At 54.5% G+C, this 19,541-nt stretch carries 14 protein-coding genes; 5 read left to right on the forward strand and 9 right to left on the reverse strand.

All coding sequences use genetic code 11. The features are described 5' to 3' along the window. Positions 1–66: 66 nt before the first annotated feature. From parC to nudF, 6 genes are read right to left on the reverse strand one after another with little or no spacing between them, the layout of a single operon-like run. Positions 67–2,322, reverse strand: a complete 2,256-nt coding sequence (parC, locus tag WKJ04_RS06725; RefSeq protein ID WP_337879719.1) for a DNA topoisomerase IV subunit A — start codon at positions 2,320–2,322, stop codon at positions 67–69. Continuing rightward, the gene (locus tag WKJ04_RS06730; RefSeq protein ID WP_337879720.1) at positions 2,319–3,731 is read right to left on the reverse strand and encodes a tetratricopeptide repeat protein; all 1,413 of its coding nucleotides are present in this window, start codon (positions 3,729–3,731) and stop codon (positions 2,319–2,321) included. The genes parC and WKJ04_RS06730 overlap by 4 nt, the downstream gene beginning before the upstream one ends. An 11-nt stretch (positions 3,732–3,742) precedes the next feature. Further along, the gene (parE, locus tag WKJ04_RS06735) at positions 3,743–5,635 is read right to left on the reverse strand and encodes a DNA topoisomerase IV subunit B (protein WP_337879721.1); all 1,893 of its coding nucleotides are present in this window, start codon (positions 5,633–5,635) and stop codon (positions 3,743–3,745) included. Positions 5,636–5,679: 44 nt separating this feature from the next. Continuing rightward, entirely contained in the window at positions 5,680–6,246 is a 567-nt protein-coding gene (locus WKJ04_RS06740) for a YqiA/YcfP family alpha/beta fold hydrolase (RefSeq protein ID WP_337879722.1), read from the reverse strand. A 29-nt stretch (positions 6,247–6,275) separates the two neighbouring features. Further along, entirely contained in the window at positions 6,276–6,692 is a 417-nt protein-coding gene (locus WKJ04_RS06745) for a DUF1249 domain-containing protein (RefSeq protein ID WP_337879723.1), read from the reverse strand. A gap of 34 nt (positions 6,693–6,726) precedes the next feature. After that, positions 6,727–7,359: an ADP-ribose diphosphatase gene (nudF, locus tag WKJ04_RS06750; protein ID WP_337879724.1), complete on the reverse strand. Its 633-nt coding sequence runs from the start codon at positions 7,357–7,359 to the stop codon at positions 6,727–6,729. A 117-nt stretch (positions 7,360–7,476) separates the two neighbouring features. On the opposite strand from nudF, the gene tolC reads away from it, so the two are divergent. The 3 genes from tolC (at position 7,477) to WKJ04_RS06765 (ending at position 10,557) form a co-directional block, all read left to right on the forward strand. Further along, a complete protein-coding gene (gene tolC, locus WKJ04_RS06755) occupies positions 7,477–8,823 on the forward strand; it encodes an outer membrane channel protein TolC (RefSeq protein ID WP_337879725.1) in 1,347 nt (448 codons plus the stop codon). Between the two features lie 110 nt (positions 8,824–8,933). Continuing rightward, positions 8,934–9,857 (forward strand): LpxL/LpxP family Kdo(2)-lipid IV(A) lauroyl/palmitoleoyl acyltransferase, encoded by a 924-nt coding sequence (gene lpxL / locus WKJ04_RS06760; RefSeq protein ID WP_337879726.1) that lies wholly within the window; start codon positions 8,934–8,936, stop codon positions 9,855–9,857. Between the two features lie 85 nt (positions 9,858–9,942). Beyond that, positions 9,943–10,557, forward strand: coding sequence for a TcpQ domain-containing protein (locus WKJ04_RS06765; RefSeq protein ID WP_337879727.1), 615 nt, complete (start codon positions 9,943–9,945; stop codon positions 10,555–10,557). Between the two features lie 7 nt (positions 10,558–10,564). Here WKJ04_RS06765 and glnE read toward each other — a convergent pair whose 3' ends face one another. Next, a complete protein-coding gene (gene glnE / locus WKJ04_RS06770; protein WP_337879728.1) occupies positions 10,565–13,384 on the reverse strand; it encodes a bifunctional [glutamate--ammonia ligase]-adenylyl-L-tyrosine phosphorylase/[glutamate--ammonia-ligase] adenylyltransferase in 2,820 nt (939 codons plus the stop codon). A gap of 4 nt (positions 13,385–13,388) precedes the next feature. Continuing rightward, entirely contained in the window at positions 13,389–14,255 is an 867-nt protein-coding gene (locus WKJ04_RS06775) for a CYTH domain-containing protein (protein WP_337879729.1), read from the reverse strand. A 108-nt stretch (positions 14,256–14,363) separates the two neighbouring features. Here WKJ04_RS06775 and WKJ04_RS06780 point away from each other — a divergent pair, with 108 nt between their 5' ends. Then, on the forward strand, positions 14,364–15,002 hold the full coding sequence (locus WKJ04_RS06780) for a TIGR04211 family SH3 domain-containing protein (RefSeq protein WP_337879730.1): 639 nt from the start codon (positions 14,364–14,366) through the stop codon (positions 15,000–15,002). Between the two features lie 3 nt (positions 15,003–15,005). Here WKJ04_RS06780 and WKJ04_RS06785 read toward each other — a convergent pair whose 3' ends face one another. Continuing rightward, positions 15,006–15,512, reverse strand: a complete 507-nt coding sequence (locus tag WKJ04_RS06785; RefSeq protein WP_337879731.1) for an Lrp/AsnC ligand binding domain-containing protein — start codon at positions 15,510–15,512, stop codon at positions 15,006–15,008. Between the two features lie 131 nt (positions 15,513–15,643). Between WKJ04_RS06785 and putA the strand changes: the two genes are divergently transcribed. Beyond that, complete coding sequence (gene putA / locus WKJ04_RS06790; RefSeq protein ID WP_337879732.1) at positions 15,644–19,417, forward strand: bifunctional proline dehydrogenase/L-glutamate gamma-semialdehyde dehydrogenase PutA; 3,774 nt, start codon at positions 15,644–15,646, stop codon at positions 19,415–19,417. Positions 19,418–19,541 lie beyond the last annotated feature (124 nt).

Consider the following 19,541-nt stretch of genomic DNA (forward strand, 5'->3'; position numbering starts at 1 on the left):
CAAGGGCCCGAGTATAACGGGTTCCACCGCTTGGTCTGGTTTGATCTGTCGCAATCGGGTGGTGAACTACTCGACTTCGCCCACCAGCAATTCATCAATGCGTTGCAAGCCACGTGGGAGTTTGTTGCCACGACGGCCCCGTTCGCCCAGGTAATGCTGTAAATCATCGGCTTTGATGGTCATTTTGCGTTTGCCTGCCACCAGGGTCACCGCTGTGTGTTGCGGCACCACCGCCAGCAGTTTTACATACTCTTCGCGACTCGCCGCACGGGCGGACGGGATAGAGATAATCTTATTGCCTTTGCCTTTGGACAGTTGCGGCAGCTCCGACAGCGGGAATACCAGCATCCGCCCTTCGGTGCTGATCGCCACCACTAAATCTGTGTCGGCATTTTTAATGGCGACAGGCGGCAGCACTTTGGCTCCGGTCGGCAGGCTCAGCACCGCTTTACCGGCTTTGTTACGGCTGACCAGATCGACAAAACTGCCAACAAAACCATAACCGGCGTCGCTCGCCAGCAGCAGTTTCTGGCTGTCTTCCGCCATCAGCACATGTTCAAAACTCTCGCCAGCGACTATGGCAAAACGACCGGACAGTGGCTCACCTTGCCCCCTGGCTGACGGCAAATCATGAGCTTCGCAGGCAAAACTGCGGCCGGAGGAGTCGAGAAAGGCGACCTGCTGATTGCTGCGGCCTATGGCGGCAGCACGGAAACCGTCACCGGCTTTGTACTGCAGGCTGTTGCCATCTACGTCATGGCCTTTGGCGCAGCGCACCCAGCCTTTTTCCGACAGCACCACAGTGACAGGTTCACTGGGCAGCAGCTCTTTTTCACTCAGTGCTTTGGCTTCTTCGCGTTGCACTATCGGGCTGCGACGTGCATCGCCGTATTTTTCAGCGTCGGCCAGCAGCTCGTCACGGATCAGTTTAGTCAGCTTCTTCTCAGAGCCCAGCACCCCTTCCAGGTACTGCCGCTCTTTTTCCAGCTCGGCCTGTTCGCCGCGGATTTTCATCTCTTCCAGCTTGGCCAGATGACGCAGTTTCAGCTCTAAAATGGCTTCGGCCTGCCGTTCTGAGATACCAAAGTGACGCATCAGCACCGGCTTGGGCTCGTCGTTTTCGCGGATAATGCGGATCACTTCGTCAATGTTCAGGAAGGCAATAAGTAAACCTTCCAGCACATGCAGGCGGTCCAGCACTTTATCCAGCCGGTACTGCAGACGCTTGCGCACTGTGTCACGGCGGAAGGTCAGCCATTCGGTCAGAATTTCCACCAGGCCCTTGACCCGTGGCCGTAAATCCAGCCCGAGGATATTCAGGTTGACCCTGTAGCTTTTTTCCAGATCCGTAGTGGCAAACAAGTGCGCCATCAGAGGCTCCACTTCCACCCGGTTTGAGCGTGGCACTATCACAATACGGGTCGGGTTTTCGTGGTCTGACTCATCACGCAGGTCCGACACCATCGGCAGCTTTTTGGCCGTCATTTGGGCGGCGATCTGCTCCAGCACTTTGGAACCGGACGCCTGATGCGGCAAGGCCGTAATCACAATGTCACCGTCTTCAATCTGGTAGACAGCCCGCATTTTGACACTGCCGCGGCCGGTTTCGTACATGGCCTGAATTTCATGCACAGGGCTGATAATTTCCGCATCGGTCGGGTAATCCGGGCCCTGAATATACTGCATCAGATCCGGCACCGTGGCCTTGGGGTTATCCAGCAAAGCTGCAGCCGCGTTGGCGACTTCCCGCACGTTATGCGGCGGAATATCGGTGGCCATGCCCACGGCAATACCTGTCACACCGTTCAGCAGAATATGAGGCAAGCGGGAGGGCAGCACCTTGGGTTCGTCCAGCGTGCCATCGAAGTTGGGCACCCAGTCTGTGGTGCCCTGGCCCAGTTCAGACAACAACACTTCGCTGAAGCGGGACAGTTTAGCTTCGGTATACCGCATGGCGGCGAAGGATTTCGGATCATCCGGCGCCCCCCAGTTCCCCTGGCCATCGACCAGCGGGTAACGGTAAGAAAATGGTTGTGCCATCAGCACCATGGCTTCGTAACAGGCGCTGTCACCATGAGGGTGGAACTTACCCAGCACGTCACCAACGGTACGGGCCGATTTTTTGTATTTGGCCAGGTGGGACAAGCCCAACTCCGACATGGCATAGACTATGCGGCGCTGCACTGGTTTTAAACCGTCGCCTATATGTGGCAGTGCCCGGTCCATAATGACGTACATCGAATAGTTCAGGTACGCCTCTTCGGTAAAACGGCGCAGCGGTAACTGTTCCACGCCGTCGGCTGAAATTTGGATCTCTGTCATCTGCTGTTTCCACTTGCTGACTGCTGTACCCGCATCTGCTGTTGCCGCCGGGTCAGTTGCCATAACAATAAAATAAGTAAAATCAGGGTGGTGAAACCAAAAATGGCAATCCACAGCCACTGGATCTGACGGTTACGTTCCACTTCCTGCAATCGCATGGCTTTCAGTTCATTGTCTTTGGCCAGTAATTCGTTGGCAGCGGCCTGCCGCTCCACATCAAAGGCCAGCCGCAGCCGTTCCACCGACAATTCATGTTCTTTATTGCGTAGTTTGCGGTAACCGCTAAAAAATTCATCCAGGTGCTGGTAAGCCTGCTGGTAGCGGCCTAAATCTGCCTCCAGCCGGGCTTTTAGCCGTAGCATGCCCAAGCGGCTGGATTGGTTCTGACTGTTATCTTCCTGCGCCAGCGCCTGTTCTGCCTGCTCCAGTTGCTGGCTGGCCAAAGAGATTTGGCCCAGATCCCGCGAAATCATCGCCCGTTCCAAATGGTGCATGGCATTCTGAAAGGTTGACTGTAAGACCGGCAGATAATCTTCGGCTTTTTCAATATAAGCCAGGGCAGCGTCGGTTTTATCACTGCTGCGGCTGGAGGATGCCAACCCCAGATAAGCGAAATACAGGTTCACCGGGTCATTCTGAGCTTTGGCCAGTTGCAGCAACTCGTCATAATACTGCATCGACAGTGCATAATCTTCGGCCTGGCTGTAGCTGGCCGCCAGGTTAAACAGCACATCCAGCTGCTCTTTCTGAAAACCCAGTTTTTTGTAACTGGCAAGCGCCTGCTGCATAAACTGGCGGGCATCGCGATCAAACCCCAGCGTGGAATACAGCAGCCCCAATTCAGAATTGACGTAGGCCTGGGTTTCTTCATCGTTCAGCTGGCTGGCCTGTTTATAACAGGCTTGCAGCAGCTGCAGTGCTTCCTGATACTTTTCTTCAGCCGAATAGATAGCGGCAATATTGATATCCGCTTCAATCGCCAGCTTCTGCAGACCCAGCTGTTTGGCCAGTTCAGACGCCTGCTGGTAATGCACCATTGCCTGCTGGTACTGGCCCTGCATTTCACGGGCAAACCCCAGATTATTCCAGAACTCCACCGTCAGTTCGGTGCGCTCATCCCCCAGCAACACCAAAGCGTGCTCTGCCACCTGCAACTGCTGCTGGTACTTCTCCAGGCTTTCATAAATATCGGCCTGCTGCAGCAGGTATTGCAATTGCAAAGCCCGCTGCCAGTGCGGAAATTCAGCTTCATGCTGCTGCAGCAGTTTCAGCATGGCGGCAGGCTGCTGCGCCTTCTGCTGCCGGACCCGCTCCAGCCACTGCGGCTCCTGCGCCTGCAGCACCGGCGCAATCAGCAGCAAGCAGCTCAGCACAGCTCCCCATAACCTGGGGTATTGTTGTGGTGTCATCTCTGCTTCCTTTAAGCCAGAACTGCTCTGTCTCCCTTGAGTTCCAGCCAGTCTTTGCGATCGGTCGCACGTTTCTTTGCCAGCAGCATGTCCATGGTTTCCAGTGTCTGAGTCACATCATCAATGGTCAGTTGCACCAGTCGTCTGGTGTTCGGGTCCATGGTGGTTTCACGCAGCTGCAAGGGGTTCATTTCACCCAAACCTTTAAAACGTTGCACGTTGATTTTGCCGCGTTTTTTTTCGGCTTCCAGCCGCTCCAGAATGCCATTTTTTTCGTCCTCATCCAGCGCGTAATACACCTCTTTGCCGCAGTCGATACGGTACAAAGGCGGCATGGCCACATACACATGGCCGGCCTGCACCAGAGGGCGGAAGTGCTGCATAAAAAGCGCACAAAGCAGGGTCGCAATGTGCAGACCGTCGGAATCCGCGTCGGCCAGTATACAAATTTTGCCATAACGCAGCTGAGTTAAATCGGCGCTGTTCGGGTCCATCCCAATAGCCACTGAAATGTCATGCACTTCCTGAGAACCCAGAATCTGTTCGGATTCCACTTCCCAGGTATTGAGGATTTTACCGCGCAGCGGCATCACCGCCTGAAACTCGCGGTCACGCGCCTGCTTGGCGGAGCCGCCGGCCGAGTCCCCTTCCACCAGAAAAAGTTCGGTACGGTTTAAATCCTGTGCACTGCAGTCAGCCAGCTTGCCCGGCAAAGCCGGGCCTGCGGTGACTTTTTTGCGCACCACTTTGGTGGCGGCTTTTAAGCGTTTTTGCGCATTGCTGATACAAAAGGCGGCCAGTTGCTCGGCGATGTCTGTGTGTTCATTCAGCCACAAGCTGAAGGCATCTTTGACCACACCTGTGACAAAAGCTGCGCTTTGGCGTGAAGACAGTTTTTCTTTGGTCTGGCCGGCAAACTGCGGCTCCTGCATTTTCAGCGACAGAATATAAGCGCAGCGGTCCCAGACATCTTCCGGCGTCAGTTTAATACCCCGCGGCAGCAGGTTGCGGAATTCACAAAAATCGCGCAGCGCTTCAAGCAAGCCCTGACGCAAGCCGTTCACATGGGTGCCGCCCTGCGCAGTCGGGATCAGGTTGACATAACTTTCGGTGACCAGCTCGCCGCCTTCCGGCAACCAGAGTACGGCCCATTCCACCGCTTCAGTTTTCGCATTGAAATTGCCGACAAAAGGGCTGTCTGGCAGCGCCACCATCTCTTTCACCGCATCGGCTAAATAATCACGGATACCGGCCTGATAACACCACTGATAACTCTGATCATTCACTTTGTCGTCAAACTTAATGGTCAGCCCAGGGCACAACACCGCTTTGGCCTTCAGCACATGCAGCAGCCGGCTGACCGAAAATTTTGGTGAGTCAAAATACTGCGGCGCCGGCCAGAACCGCACCCGGGTGCCGGTATTGCGTTTGCCAACTGTGCCGGTCACAGCCAGCTCCGACACTTTATTGCCGTGTTCAAAGGCAATTTCATAGACATTGCCGTCTCGGCGCACTGCCACTTCAACCCGGCCTGATAAGGCGTTCACCACAGAAATACCGACGCCATGCAAACCACCGGAAAACTGATAGTTTTTATTGGAAAATTTACCACCGGCGTGCAAGCGGCACAGGATCAGCTCCACACCGCTGACCCCTTCCTCCGGGTGAATATCCACTGGCATACCGCGGCCGTTGTCGATCACTTCCAGCGACTGGTCGTCATGCAAAATCACATGCACTGTGTCGGCATGCCCGGCGAGCGCCTCGTCGACGCTGTTGTCAATGACTTCCTGCCCCAAATGGTTGGGTCTGGTGGTGTCGGTATACATCCCTGGACGGCGCTGCACAGGCTCAAGGCCCGTCAGCACCTCAATGGAATCGGCGTTGTATTGACTCTCAGTCATAACAGGCTTCAGCTCTCAAAATAACTGTATTAACAACCAGTGTTTTACGCGAATTGGCAAAACTTGACAATAGCAGGCAGGTAATTGGCATAACCAACAAAGCTGTGGTCGCCTCCCTGCACTGTTTCAATCTGACAGCCCTGATACCACTGCTGCGCCTTACGGTAATCCAGCACTTCATCACCACTTTGCAGCAGAACCAGGTAACGGCCCGGGTTTGTCGGTTGCCGCTCCAACGCCCGCAGTTTTGGCATCTGCTGTTCATTCACCAGAAAGTCCTGGTGCAACACAGGGTGACGATACAGGCCAAAATGCTGACTGAGCAATTGGTCTGGCTGAACGGCCGGATTGACCAGCACTGCTTTACAGCCATAACGTTCCGCCACCCAGGTGGCAAGAAAACCACCCAACGAGCTGCCTATCACTGCATCAGGGCAACGGCCTTGTAATGCCAGCTCTATCGCTGCAATGGCCTCATCCGGGGTGTAAGGCAAATCGGGCGTCAACAGCTCAACATGCGGCAGCTCAGTGGTGAAATAATCTCTGGTTTGCAGCGCTTTTTCGGATAACGAAGAGCTGGCAAATCCATGCAGGTACAAGGCAAGTTTCATGAGTACGTCCGGTTTGACTGCTGCAGCCTTCAGGCCAGCAGTTCAGTGGTCTGATACCCGCGTAACGCGCACAGCTTCAGCCAGTCACGCAACAGCAGGTTGATTTGTAATTTCTCGTCAGGCAATAACATATCGACATTGGGGTAGCTGTACACAGCCCTGAACTGCCGTACATGCTGGCAGGCCAGCACTTCCGCCATGCGGGCATCATGGTACAGCCGCACCTCAAACTGAGGGTGAAACCAGGGCTGACTCTGCTCCTGCAGCAATTCGATTCGCACTGTCACTGTGTATTTACAACGTTCCAGTAACGCCACTCTGTAACTTTCGCTGGCGCTGATATGGATCAGCTGCTGTTCTCCGGCGCGTTCGCAACGCGGCAGGAAAAAACGCAGTTGTGCGTAATTGCGCTCGCACAGACTGAGGAAGTCTGGCAAGTACGGCACATATCTTTTCCGTGCAAGCTGCAGTCGGGTCAAGTTAACTCCACTTTTCAATCACCTGCTTCAGATTTAGCTCCAGCCATTGTAACGCAATCACAGTCGCGGCATTGTCGATTTTTCCGGTCTTCAGTAACAGCATAGCGTCTGAACGTTGCAGTAAATGGACTTTAATATCTTCGTTTTCCTGTGCCAGACCAAAAACGCCGCCAACGTCCAGCTGTTCCAGCCGGGCCAGCAGCAAATAAATACGCTCGGTGCTGCCCCCTGGGCTGCTTTGGTAGCTCAGCATAGGCCAGAACTGGTTCAGTACCAGACCCGCTTCTTCATGCGCTTCGCGCTGGGCCACCCGCTCAACGGCTTCGCCGCTTTCAATCATGCCGGCTATCGCTTCCAGCAACCAGGGGCCATTGGGGTTTTCCAAAGCGCCAACCCGGAATTGTTCAATCAGCACCAGCTGATCTGTTTCGGGATTATAGGGCAGTACCACCACCGCATGTCCCCGCTCAAACAGCTCACGCGAAAACACCTCACTCTGGCCTCCGTTAAACAGCGCATGACGGATTTTGTACTGGTCAATCCGGAAAAAACCCTGAAAAACTGTCTGCCTGTCGACAACCCCTACATCGGCCTTAGAAAAGATTGGATAATTTTCCGGCTTGAAATCAGACATTTGAGATCTCACATTCTGTTACACTTGAGCGCACATCGTTTACGCTTTATTTCGTTACCTGCTCCGTTTCCACAGAGTATGATGACATCACTTTCGCTAAATAATGGAATTTAGTTTATGAAAAAGACCCTGTTGAGCACTGTCATCGCGTCCACTCTGGCGCTGTTGAGTGTGCAGGCGAACGCCGAAAATTTGCAAACCATTTATCAGTTGGCCACGAAAAAGGACCCGCAGGTTTTAAAAGCGGCTGCTACCCGTGACGCCGCCAAAGCCGGCATTGATGTCACTAAATCCCGTTTACTGCCACAAATTGGTTTCAGTGCCAGCGCGACTAAATCCATTGGTGATCAGTACAACTCAGAAACCGGCACTCAGTACAAAGCAGAAAGCACCCAGACCAGCGCAGGTATAGCCTTGCGTCAGTCGGTGTTTGACTGGACCAACTGGGAAAATCTGGATATTTCTGAAAAAGTAGCGCTGCAAAGCCAGACTGCGTACAACGCTACTGTTCAGGCGCTGATAGTTCGGGTGTCTCAGGCTTACTTTGATGTGCTGTCCGCCGACGACGACTTAAGTTTTGTGGTGGCGGAAAAACGCGCTATTGAACGCCAGCTGGAACAAACCAAACAACGTTTTGCGGTGGGTTTAACGGCCATTACTGACGTGCATGAAGCCCAGGCCCAATTTGACAGCGCTGTGGCCAGCGAAATTGCCGCACAAAACGCTCTGGAAATTGCCCGCGAATACCTGCGTGAAATTACCGGCGAATACCATTCTCAGCTGGACCCGCTGAATACCAGCCGTTTTGCGCCAACCCAACCCAATCCGGCCAGCCCGCAGGACTGGGTGCAACTGGCACAAGACAATAACCTGGAACTGAAAGTCCGTAAGTTATCGGTGGAAATTGCTGAACACAATATCAATGTGGCCGAAGCTGGTCATTACCCGACGGTGGACTTCACAGCACAAACCGGTTTTAGCGACAGCAAGAGCAAAAACCGTGACACAGATATCACTTTTAACTCACCCAAAGCAGACAGCAGCTCTGTTGGCCTTGAACTTTCAGTCCCCATTTATTCAGGGGGTGGCACCAGTGCCAATGAAGAAGTCAAACGGGCCAATTATGTCGAAGCCTCTGAAGACCTGGAACTGAGCTACCGCAGTGTGGTACGCCAGGTGCGCAGCAACTACAACAATGTCGGGTCGTTGATCTCCAGCACCAAAGCACTGGAGCAGGCGGTCATTTCAGCCGAGTCGGCATTAAAAGCCACAGAAGCTGGTTTTGAAGTAGGCACCCGGACTATCGTTGACGTGCTGCAAAGCACCCGCAACCTGTTCAATGCCCGCCGTAACCTGTCCAAAGCCCGTTACGACTATATTCTGTCCATTCTGGCGCTGAAACAGGCTGCCGGTACCCTGACTGAAGATGACCTGTTTACGGTCAATAAAGCGTTGGGTAGCTAACATCCACTTCTAGGGGGCAGTTTCTGCCCCCCTGTTCCTACCAGTTAAACCTTTCGCCGCCCGGCATTTTCGTTACAATAGCGCCACTTGAAACTTCTTAAGGGTTTGCTGTGGTTCAGGCTCCGCGTTTTCAGCTGTCATTTTTGCATCCAAAACACTGGCCGTTATGGCTGGGATTAGGTTTTCTCTGGCTCCTGCTCTGGCTGCCCTATCCTGCACTGATGAAATTGGGAGAAGGCCTGGGGCTGCTGCTGATGAAAGTGCTGAAATCGCGCGTCAAAGTGACCCGCCGCAATCTCGAACTCTGTTTTCCGGACATGCCCGTCACAGAACGCGAGCATCTGGTACGGGAAAATTTTAAAGAAACCGGCAAAGCGGCTTTTGAAACCTTTATGGGTTGGTGGTGGCCGGACTGGCGTGCCAAGCCTTTATGTCATTTTAAAGGACTGGAACATATTGAAGCCATTCAGGCCGAAGGCAAAGGTGTGTTCCTGCTGAGTGGCCATTTCTTATGCCTGGAGATGATTGCCCGCACTTTCGGTTTTTATTGCCCGGCTGTCGGTTTTTACCGGCCGAATGACAACCCCATTATGGAGTACTTTCAGTACCATGGTCGCTTGCGCTCCAACAGAGCCCTGATTGGCAAACGCGATGTGCGGGCGCTGATCCAGGCGCTGAATGACAAAGAAGTGTGTTTTTACCTGCCGGACCAGGACTATGGCCGCAATAAAGCTGAGTTTGTGCCATTTTTTGCCGTCAAAGAAACGGCCACCACCACCGGCACTTTGTTATTTGCCGGCAGTGCCAACTGCAAAACAGTTGCTATCCACAGCTACCGTCTGCCAGGTTACCAGGGCTATCAGGTGGAAGTGTTGCCTGCGTTCGATAATTTTCCCAGCGGCGACAATAAAGCCGATGTGACCCGGGTCAATCAGTGGCTGGAACAAGGAATAATTGCACATCCCTCTCAATATATGTGGTTACACCGTCGCTTTAAGACTAGACCCAACCCAGAAGACCCAAGCCTTTACTGATATACCCAAGCAACTCGGGTATAAAGTGTTGGCAGCCTCTGGTGTGTTGGCTATGATGGCTGCAATGGAATCGGGAAGATAAGCTATGTGGTTTTGGATCAGGCACTTATTATTAGCTGCTTTTTTGTTGGCGCTTGCCGCTCTGGTCATGCTGAAACCAGAATGGCTGGTGATACAGCCAAAAAATCTGGCAGAAAAAGGCAATGAAGCGGTGCAGGGCTTTACCAGCTTCTACAGCACGATACGGGATTCCATGAGCAGCCAGTCGGAAGGTTCTGAAGACTTCGTCATTGAACTTCACGATGACCACAGCCAGCTGGTCAGCCTGCTTAAAGACAGAGCAGAACGGGTGGAGTCCTTACCTGAAAACTGGCAGGGCCGCCGAACAGACCGGCGCTTCCGTGTTGGTGATACGCTGAAAACTATTCTGACGATGGAAGGCCGTAAAGAAGGCGTGGAGCTGTATTGGGTGTTGTCCAGAGACTATAAGGTCAAGCATTACTTCCAGACCGATTTCAGTTATTTAAGTGCGATCCGTGAAGCGGCCACTGCGCTTGCTTCCGATTTCGAAGACCCGGTACAGGCTTACTTTTGCAACCAATCCCGCGCCGTAGTGCTGACCGACAAAACTGTTCCTTACCTGCAGCAAAGCTGTATCAACATTCAGGCGCCGAAACGGCGCTTACCCCTGTTTGGTTAACAGAGGGTCAGAGCTTCAGCTCTGACCCTGCGCCAAACAACTGCTGCCACACCTGTTGCACTGCCGCCATCGCCTGCTGCACCTCGGCAGGCTCTTCAGCGGCCGGAGCCAGTGTCTGGCGGTGGCTGACCCCACGCAGCTGACGGTAGGCCTGCTGCAAATCAGCCACCTGGGTTTCAGACAACAGGCCACAGCTTTGGGCGGCGTCCAGAATACGGATATTGTCGCTGTACTGGTACAAAGCCGGGTAGCAGGCTGCATGGGCTAACACCAGAAACTGACTGATAAATTCCAGGTCAACAATACCGCCTGTGGCATGTTTCACTTCAGTCGAATTCATCCCATGGTGTTGCCGCAGCTTCTGCCGCATCTCCACTACTTCCGACAGCAGCTGCTGCGGCTCCCTGGACTGCCCTAAAATCTCAGCGCGGATCTGTGCAAAGCTCTGGCGGATGCGTTCCCCGCCATACACCAGACGGGCCCGCACCAGCGCCTGATGCTCCCAGGTCCAGGCTTCACTTTGCAGATAATCCCGGTACGTATTGATATGCACGGCCAGCAAGCCGGAGTTGCCGGCAGGCCGCAGCCTGGTATCCACTTCATACAGCACGCCACTGGCGGTTCTGGTACTGAAAATATGCACAATACGCTGCACCAGCTTGATATAGAACTGGCGTGAATCAATGGATTTGTCACCGTCCGTGGCCCCGTCCGGGTTGGACTGGTGTACAAACACCAAATCCAGATCGGAGCCGTAGCCCAGTTCCAGCCCGCCCAACTTGCCATAGCCTATTACGGCAAAGGCTTTATCGTCCGGACCGGACAAGCCCTGTGGCACGCCGTATTTTTCCGCCATCTGAGCCCAGGCCAGTTCCACCACCTGAGCTATCAAAGCCTCGGCCAGAAAAGTCAGATGGTCGCTGACTTTCATCAGCGGCAAAATACCGGTAATGTCAGCCGCCGCAATTCGCAGCTGCTGCGCCTGTTTAAACTGGCGCAGCACTTCCATCTGCAGTTCCAGGTCATCCGCCGGTACCCGCAGCATCTGCTGGCGCAGCCTGTCCTGATAATCCGTCATTTGTGGCACCTGATACAACAGGGCCGGGTCGATCAGTTCGTCCAGCAACATGGGATAACGCGCCAGATGTTCAGCCAGCCAGCCGCTTTTGGCACAGAGCAGTACCAGTTGCTGTAAAGCCGCCGGGTTTTCATGTAACAGCTCAAGATAAGCAGTGCGGCTGACAATCTGGCGGAACACGCCCAACAACCGTTTCAATACAGTGGCCGAGCCCTGCTGTTTCGCCAGCAACTGCAGTAAAAACGGCAGCAGCTTTTCCAGCAAATCACGGCCGCGCGGGCCAACACTGCGTTTCTGACAGTCCAGCTTAAACTGCTGCAGCTCTGCCAGCAGTTCCAGCCCCTGCTCCGGCTGCAGCCAGTCCAGCTGCTCTGCCAGTTCCTGCGCCGGTAATTGAGAGTCCCAGCATAAACGCCCCAATGCCAGCTCTTCGGGCTCCGGGTTGTCGCCCTGATCGATCACCGCTTTAAACTGCTGGTGAATACGGGCCATACACGCCTCGGTCAGCGCCGAAAACTGTGACCAGTCGCTCAACCCCAACGCCAGGACCAGCCGGGCACGGTTCAGCTCGTCTTGCGGCAGGGTCTGAGTTTGCGCATCGTCTATGCCTTGCAGGACCTGCTCCACCCGACGCAGCCAGAGGTAATCCGCTGTCAACTGTGCGGTATCGGCTTCTGACCAGAGCTGATGCCGGCACAAGGCCTCCATCGCGGCAAAAACAGACACTTGCTGCAAGTCGGGTAAACGGCCACCACGGATCAGCTGCAGGGTCTGCACCACAAACTCCACTTCACGAATGCCGCCGGAGCCGAGTTTGATATTGTCGGTTCTGTTGCGGCGACGGTTTTCCTGCTCAATCAGCTGCTTCATGCGCCGCAGCGATTCCAGCGCCGAAAAATCAATATAACGCCGGTACACAAAGGGCTTCAGCAGCTGTTGCAGCTGAGGTGTCCAGACCGGGTCCGGGTTCAGCACCCGGGCCTTGAGCATTGCATAACGCTCCCATTCCCGGCCCTGCGCCTGGTAGTAGTCTTCCATCGAACCAAAACTCAGCACCAAAGGGCCGCTGTCCCCAAAAGGCCGTAACCGCATATCGACCCGGTACGCAAAACCATCGGCCGTCACCTGATGCAAGGCAGAAATCAGTTTTTGCCCCAGTTTGGTAAAAAACTGCTGATGCTCAATACTGCGGCGCCCGCCCTGAGTGTCGCCGTTGTCCGGGTAGGTAAAAATCAGGTCGATGTCGGAGGAAAAATTCAGTTCACCGCCGCCCAGCTTGCCCATCCCCAAAATCAGCAATGGCATCGGCACGCCTTGGTGGTCCAGTGGAGTGCCCCACTGTGGCGTTAAATCCGCGTAGGCCCACTGGTAAGCGCTGTTGATCAGTCCGTCAGCCAGCGCAGAAATTTCAGTCAGGCAACGCCGGATTGTTTTCACGCCCAACAGCTCTGCGGCCATCACCTGCGCAAGCACCTGATTGCGATAGCGCCTTATGGCTCTGAACACATGGTGTTCACTGAGATCGGTCAAGGCCAGCAGCGGATTTTGATACTGCCAGTCCTGGCTTAACGCGGTTTTATCCAGCAGCTGTGTTACCAGCTCAGGCTGTTGTGTCAGCACCCGGCCAATAAAAGGACTGACGGACAGCAACAAATCCAGACTCTGCTGCTGTTCCGCGGTGGTCGGCTGCAACGCGAGACTGGCCTGGGTACGGCGGGCTTCCTGTACTAACAGCTCTGCACCAGACATCGGCTTACTCCTTACTCAGATGTTGCGACAGCCTGAGCTGTGCCTGCACATAGCTGTGGCTGCCAAGCACTGTGGTGGCTGGCTGGCCGGTAAACACCAAAAACTCCGGCCAGAATTCGGCCAGCGCCGCCCATTGCTGTTGCAGCAGCGCCAAAGCGGCCTGGTCTTGCTGCTGCCACCAGCAGGCTTCGTTATACAAAATGGCTTTGAGCAACGAGGCAGGGGCCGCACTTTCAGCCGCAGTCGCGTTGACTGGCTGCTGCTGAAACAAACGATACCCCCGCTCGGCTTTGGACATGACGCCAAGACGCAGCGGCAGCTGCTGCACCACGGCCTGGCCAAGGTCAAACAAAGCATCAGTGTCCCCGGCAATCAGTTCCAGTTCCAGCTCTTCAATGGCTTCTTTGTGTTCACCTGCGGTGACCCAGCCTTTATCCAGTGCCACTTCCACCACAGCGCCGCCGGCCACATGCAGTACCCAGGTCTGGCGGTAAAAATCGGTGCTGAATAACTGCACTAACTGGGGCTGCAACTCTGCCGCTGTTACCCCGGCTGGCCAGATATCGGCAGGAAAAGCACTTAACTCAGGCCAGACCGAAGCGCACGGCAGATTGTATTCAGGCCGCACCTGCAAGGCGCCTTGCTGCGTTCCGGCCAGCTTTATAGTTTGTTCATAGCGGCCTTGCTGCAAGCGGGTGCGCAGGCCAGCATCCTGCCGGCGAAACCAGTGGTCAGCGGTATCGTAATAAGCATTCACTAGTTGTTTGCCCGCCCGGCTCTCAACTTTTTCTGCCACGGCAGACCACAGAGGGGTTAAATCCGCCGGCAATGGCCCGCTACAGATAAACTTCAGCTCAGCTTCAACCGCCATTCGTTTGCATCCTTTTCTACTGCCTCTTGTTATTTATCAATCACCTGGCCTATGATCGATGCAATTTAAAATTTTGGCCAGTCAGTCGCCCGTTTTTTTGGAACTTTTATGCCTGCACATTCTTCCCGCTGGTTGGGCCTGGCCCTGCTCAGCGCCAGTGTTGTTTTCCCTGTTTCGGCTCAGCAAGACAACAGCACGGCCGCTGTCACCACTGCAGCGCCTGCCGTCTCAGGCACCGCCTATATCAGCGATCGGCTGGTGACTTATTTATACAATGGTCCTGGCAAGGATTATAAAATTATTGCCAGCATTAATGCCGGTGACGAAATTCAGCTGACGGGGGAAGATGCCACAGCGGGTTACTGGCAGGTGACCGACAGTAAAGGCCGTACCGGCTGGATCTTAAAGCAGTATGTCAGCGCAAGCCCTGTGTTTGACCAGAACACCGAACAACTAACCACTCAGCTGAACAATCTGCAAAGCCAGATTGAAGCGCTGGCGCAGGAAAAACAGCAGTTACAACAAGAGCTGGAAGAAACGGCGGCAGCTGTCACTCAGGCCGAAGCCGCCACGGCGACAGCGCAGCAGACCATCGCGCTGCTGACCACCCAGTTGCAGGACAAACCAACCTCATTCTGGCAGGATAAAATGGTGATGGGCGCCCTGCTGGCCATTGCCGGATTAATTCTGGGATTACTGGTACCGGCTTTGTTACCACAACGCCGTCGCAACGATCGCTGGATGTAAGCTCTAGTCCGCTTTTAACTCCGGGTTTACCGCTTTGAGTGGTAAACCCGCATCCTGCTTCACCTGTTCTATCACCACATAGGTATGGGTTTGTTGCACACCAGGCAAATCGACAATACGGCCAAGCACAGCCCGGTACGCTTCCATGCTGGACAGCCGCAGCTTCAGTAAATAATCAAAACCACCGGCCACCATATGGCATTCGGCTACTTGTGGAATATTCACCACCGCATCACGAAACTGGTCGAAGATAGCCGCTGTGGTGCGGTCCAGCGTCACCTGAATAAAAGCCGCAGTGCCATACCCCAGCTTACTGGCACTTAAGCGGGCGCCAAAGCCTTCGATATAACCATCCAGCTCCAGCCGACGCACCCTGTCGATGCAAGGGCTGGGGCTTAAATTGACTTTTTTCGCCAGCTCAACGTTGGAAATCCGTCCGTCTTTTTGCAGCGTGTCTAAAATGGTCATGTCAATCCGGTCCAGCGGACGGTGTTTGGCACTTTGCGTCATGGCAGTATTTTTTCTTGCCCAATTATGATTAATCCAAATTATATAGGGTTAAACCTAAAAGAAAACCACCAAATGCGGCTGCGCTTTCAATAAAATGCAGCATTATTTTTGACCTCAACCGGACAATGATCATGCTATTTCAAGGCCAACTGACCACCACAAATCCCATCCGCCAGGCCATGCGCGACCACTACCGCGCCGACGAAGATCTGGTACTGAACAACCTGCTGCCTATTGCAGATATTGGTGTAGCTGCACGCAGCCGGGCCTGGGAACGCGCCCGTCAGCTGGTGGTGGAAATCCGCCGTCTGCAGGTCGGTAAAGGCGGTGTCGATGCACTGCTGAATGAATTTTCCCTGTCGACCGAAGAAGGCCTGGTGCTGATGTGTCTGGCCGAAGCCCTGCTGCGGGTGCCGGACAAACACACAGCCGATTTGCTGATCCGGGACAAATTATCCACCGGCGACTGGAGCTCTCACCTGGGCAACAGCGAATCGCTTTTTGTGAATATATCCGCCTGGGGTTTATTGCTGACCGGCAAGCTGGTGAACTACAGCGACGACCAGAAAAAAGCCCAGTTTGGTTTGTTAAAACGCACCTGTGGCCGTTTGGGTGAACCGGTGATCCGCCAGGCGGTACGTTATGCCATGCAAATTATGGGCACCCAGTTTGTGATGGGCACCACCATTGAAAAAGCCGTGGAACGTGCAGTGGAGCTGGAAAACAAAGGCTTTACTTACTCCTACGACATGTTGGGCGAAGGCGCCCGCACCAGCGAAGACGCCAAACGGTATTTCGACAGCTACATGATGGCCATTCATGTGATTGGCAAAGCGGCGAAAAACCGGGGTCCATTCAAAAGCCCAGGCATTTCCGTCAAACTGTCGGCCATTCATCCGAAATACAAATTTATTCACCGCGAACGCGTAATGGCAGAACTGGTGCCTATGCTGAAACAGCTGGCGCTGGCCGCTAAGTCTTACAACATCAGCTTTACCGTGGACGCCGAAGAAGCCGACCGCCTGGACTTGTCGCTGGATATCATCGAAGCCGTGTTTGCCGATCCGGATCTGGCGGGCTGGGAAGGTTTTGGTCTGGCGGTACAGGCCTACTCGAAACGTGGTCTCTTTGTCATTGAATGGCTGCGCGAGCTGACCGTCAAAGTGGGGCGCAAAATGATGGTGCGTCTGGTCAAAGGCGCCTACTGGGACACTGAAGTGAAAATCAGCCAGGCTGAAGGCCTGGCCGATTACCCTGTATTCAGCCGCAAACCATCGACCGACGTGTCTTACCAGGCCTGTGCCAGGAAGATGCTGGAGTACCGTGACAGCATTTACCCTATGTTTGCCACCCACAACGCTTACACAGTAGCCACCATTCTTGAAATGGCGCCCGACCGCACAGGTTACGAATTCCAGCGCCTGCACGGCATGGGGGATTCCTTGTATGACCAGGTGGTGGCAGAAGATAAAGTGCCTTGCCGTATTTATGCCCCTGTGGGTGAACACCAGGATCTGTTGGCCTATTTAGTACGCCGCCTGCTGGAAAACGGTGCCAACAGCTCCTTCGTGAACAACATTGTGGATGAAAATATTCCGGTGGAGTCCTTGCTGAAAGACCCGGTCGAACTGGTGCGCAGCTGGAGCAAAAAACGCAACGGCTCTATTCCGATGCCGGCCAATCTGTATGGCAGCAGCCGCCTGAACTCCAAAGGCCAGGATCTGACCGATATCGATCAGATGAGCCAAATGCGTGAGGCCATGGACAACTGGCTGGCGACAGTGCACGCCATCGAACATCAGGCCAATGCTGAACCCGTGCGTAACCCGGCCAATACAGACGAAATTATTGGTTATCACCAACATGCCACTGCGGACGATATGCAGGCTGCTGTCGCAGCAGCAGAGCTGGCTTTCCAAAGCTGGTCGACCCGCCCTGTCGCTGAGCGCGCCTTGTTGTTGAATAAACTGGCCGATCAACTGGAAGCGCACCGCGATGAACTGCTGGCACTTTGTATCAAAGAAGCCGGTAAAACCCTGGGCGACAGCCTGGCTGAAGTGCGCGAAGCCGTCGACTTCTGCCGTTATTACGCAGACCAGGCCAACCAGAACCTGCAGCACAGCCAGGCCCGCGGTGTGGTGCTTTGTATCAGTCCGTGGAACTTCCCGCTGGCCATTTTCTTAGGCCAGGTGGCTGCTGCTTTGGTGGCAGGTAACACAGTGGTGGCTAAACCTGCAGAGCAAACCAGTTTAATTGCAGTGCGCACTGTGGAGCTGATGAAGGCAGCCGGCTTCCCGCTTGACGTGGTGCGTCTGGTCATCGCGCCTGGCCGTCAGGTGGGTGAGCAGGTGGTGCCGGATAGCCGGATTAAAGCCGTCATGTTTACCGGCTCGACCGAAACCGGCGCCTGGATTGCCCGTAAACTGGCTGAACGTGGTGGCGAGCCAGTACCTTTGATCGCCGAAACCGGTGGTCAGAACTGTATGATTGTCGACTCCACCGCTCTGCCTGAGCAGGTCGTGGACGACGTTATTTCCTCTGGTTTCCAGAGTGCAGGTCAGCGTTGTTCAGCACTGCGGGTACTGTTCCTGCAGGAAGACGTGGCCGACAAAATCATCACCATGATCAAAGGGGCCATGGCCGAACTGACAGTCGGTGACCCGGCCTGGTTATCGACCGACTTAGGCCCGGTGATTGACGCCAAAGCCCTGCAACGCCTGAACGACCATGTGCAGTACCTGGAGGGCAAAGCCAAACTGCATTATGTCTGCAAGGCGCCAGCGGCAGGCAACCACTTCTTCTTTGCGCCGCGTTTGTATGAAATCAGCAGCCTGAACCTGCTGGAACGTGAAGTGTTCGGCCCTGTGGTGCACATTATCCGCTTCAAAGCTGAGCAGTTGGACCAGGTGATTCGCCAGATCAATAACACAGGCTACGGCCTGACCATGGGTGTGCACAGCCGCATAGCGCAGACCACCCTGAAAGTGGCCAGCGAAATCAAAGCCGGTAACATTTATGTGAACCGCAATATGATTGGTGCCGTGGTGGGTGTACAGCCATTCGGTGGCCGCGGCTTGTCCGGCACTGGCCCGAAAGCCGGTGGTCCTTTCTACTTAAGCCGTCTGGTGAAAGAGCATGAACTGGAAGCACCGGCGCTGGACAGCGCTGTGGTCGCAGCGCTCAGTGCAGCCCCAGCCACAGACAGCAAGCTGAATCAGCAACTGCAACAAATGGCGCAGGCGCAATACCAGTGGCAACGTCAGTCCGTCACAGCACGCAGTTCTGTACTGCGACGTTTCCTGGCGCAGCTGGCTGGTAACCGTCTGGTCTCTGAGCGCGAACATGATTTGAATCAGGTACTGGAAGCGGCCCGCGAGCAGCTGAGTTTCCTGGAAAAACAACTGACCAACCCTATCACCTTGCCAGGCCCAACCGGCGAATCCAACCAGCTGTTCCTGGAAGCCAAAGGGGTTGTAGCATTGCTGCACAGCGAACACAGCAGCTTCCACCACTATGTGCTGAGCCTGATCACTGCACTGGTGTCCGGTAACGCGCTGGTCAGCACTGGCAGTGACAGCCAGCAAAAAGAGCTGGAAACCATTCGTCAGTTGCTGACTCAGGTGGGTTTACCTGCGGCACTGACTGCCGTCACCCGTCTGAATCAGCTGAAAGCACTGCTGGCGGCGCCAGAGCTGGCCACCGCAGTTATTGAAGCGACAGACCCGCACAAAGCCCTGGCGGGTGAATGGATTGCTGCACGCTCAGGTGCTATTACAGCGCTGGTCACCAGCCCTGCCGATCATCAGTTGCTGCACCGTCTGGTCACAGAAAAAACCGTGACCATCAACACCACAGCAGCTGGTGGCAATGCGTCGCTGATGACAATGGCCGACAATCTGGGTTAATCCCTGGGGTCAGAGTGCGACTCTGACCCCATTACTTTTTCTGGCCTCCATTTGATAAGCCCACCTTATGGTGGGCTTTTGTTTGCTCGAAAGAAATGATATCATTTTTATCAAATTTGCAGTT

The sequence above is a fragment of the Rheinheimera sp. genome, from assembly GCF_037442345.1.
Lineage (GTDB): Bacteria > Pseudomonadota > Gammaproteobacteria > Enterobacterales > Alteromonadaceae > Pararheinheimera.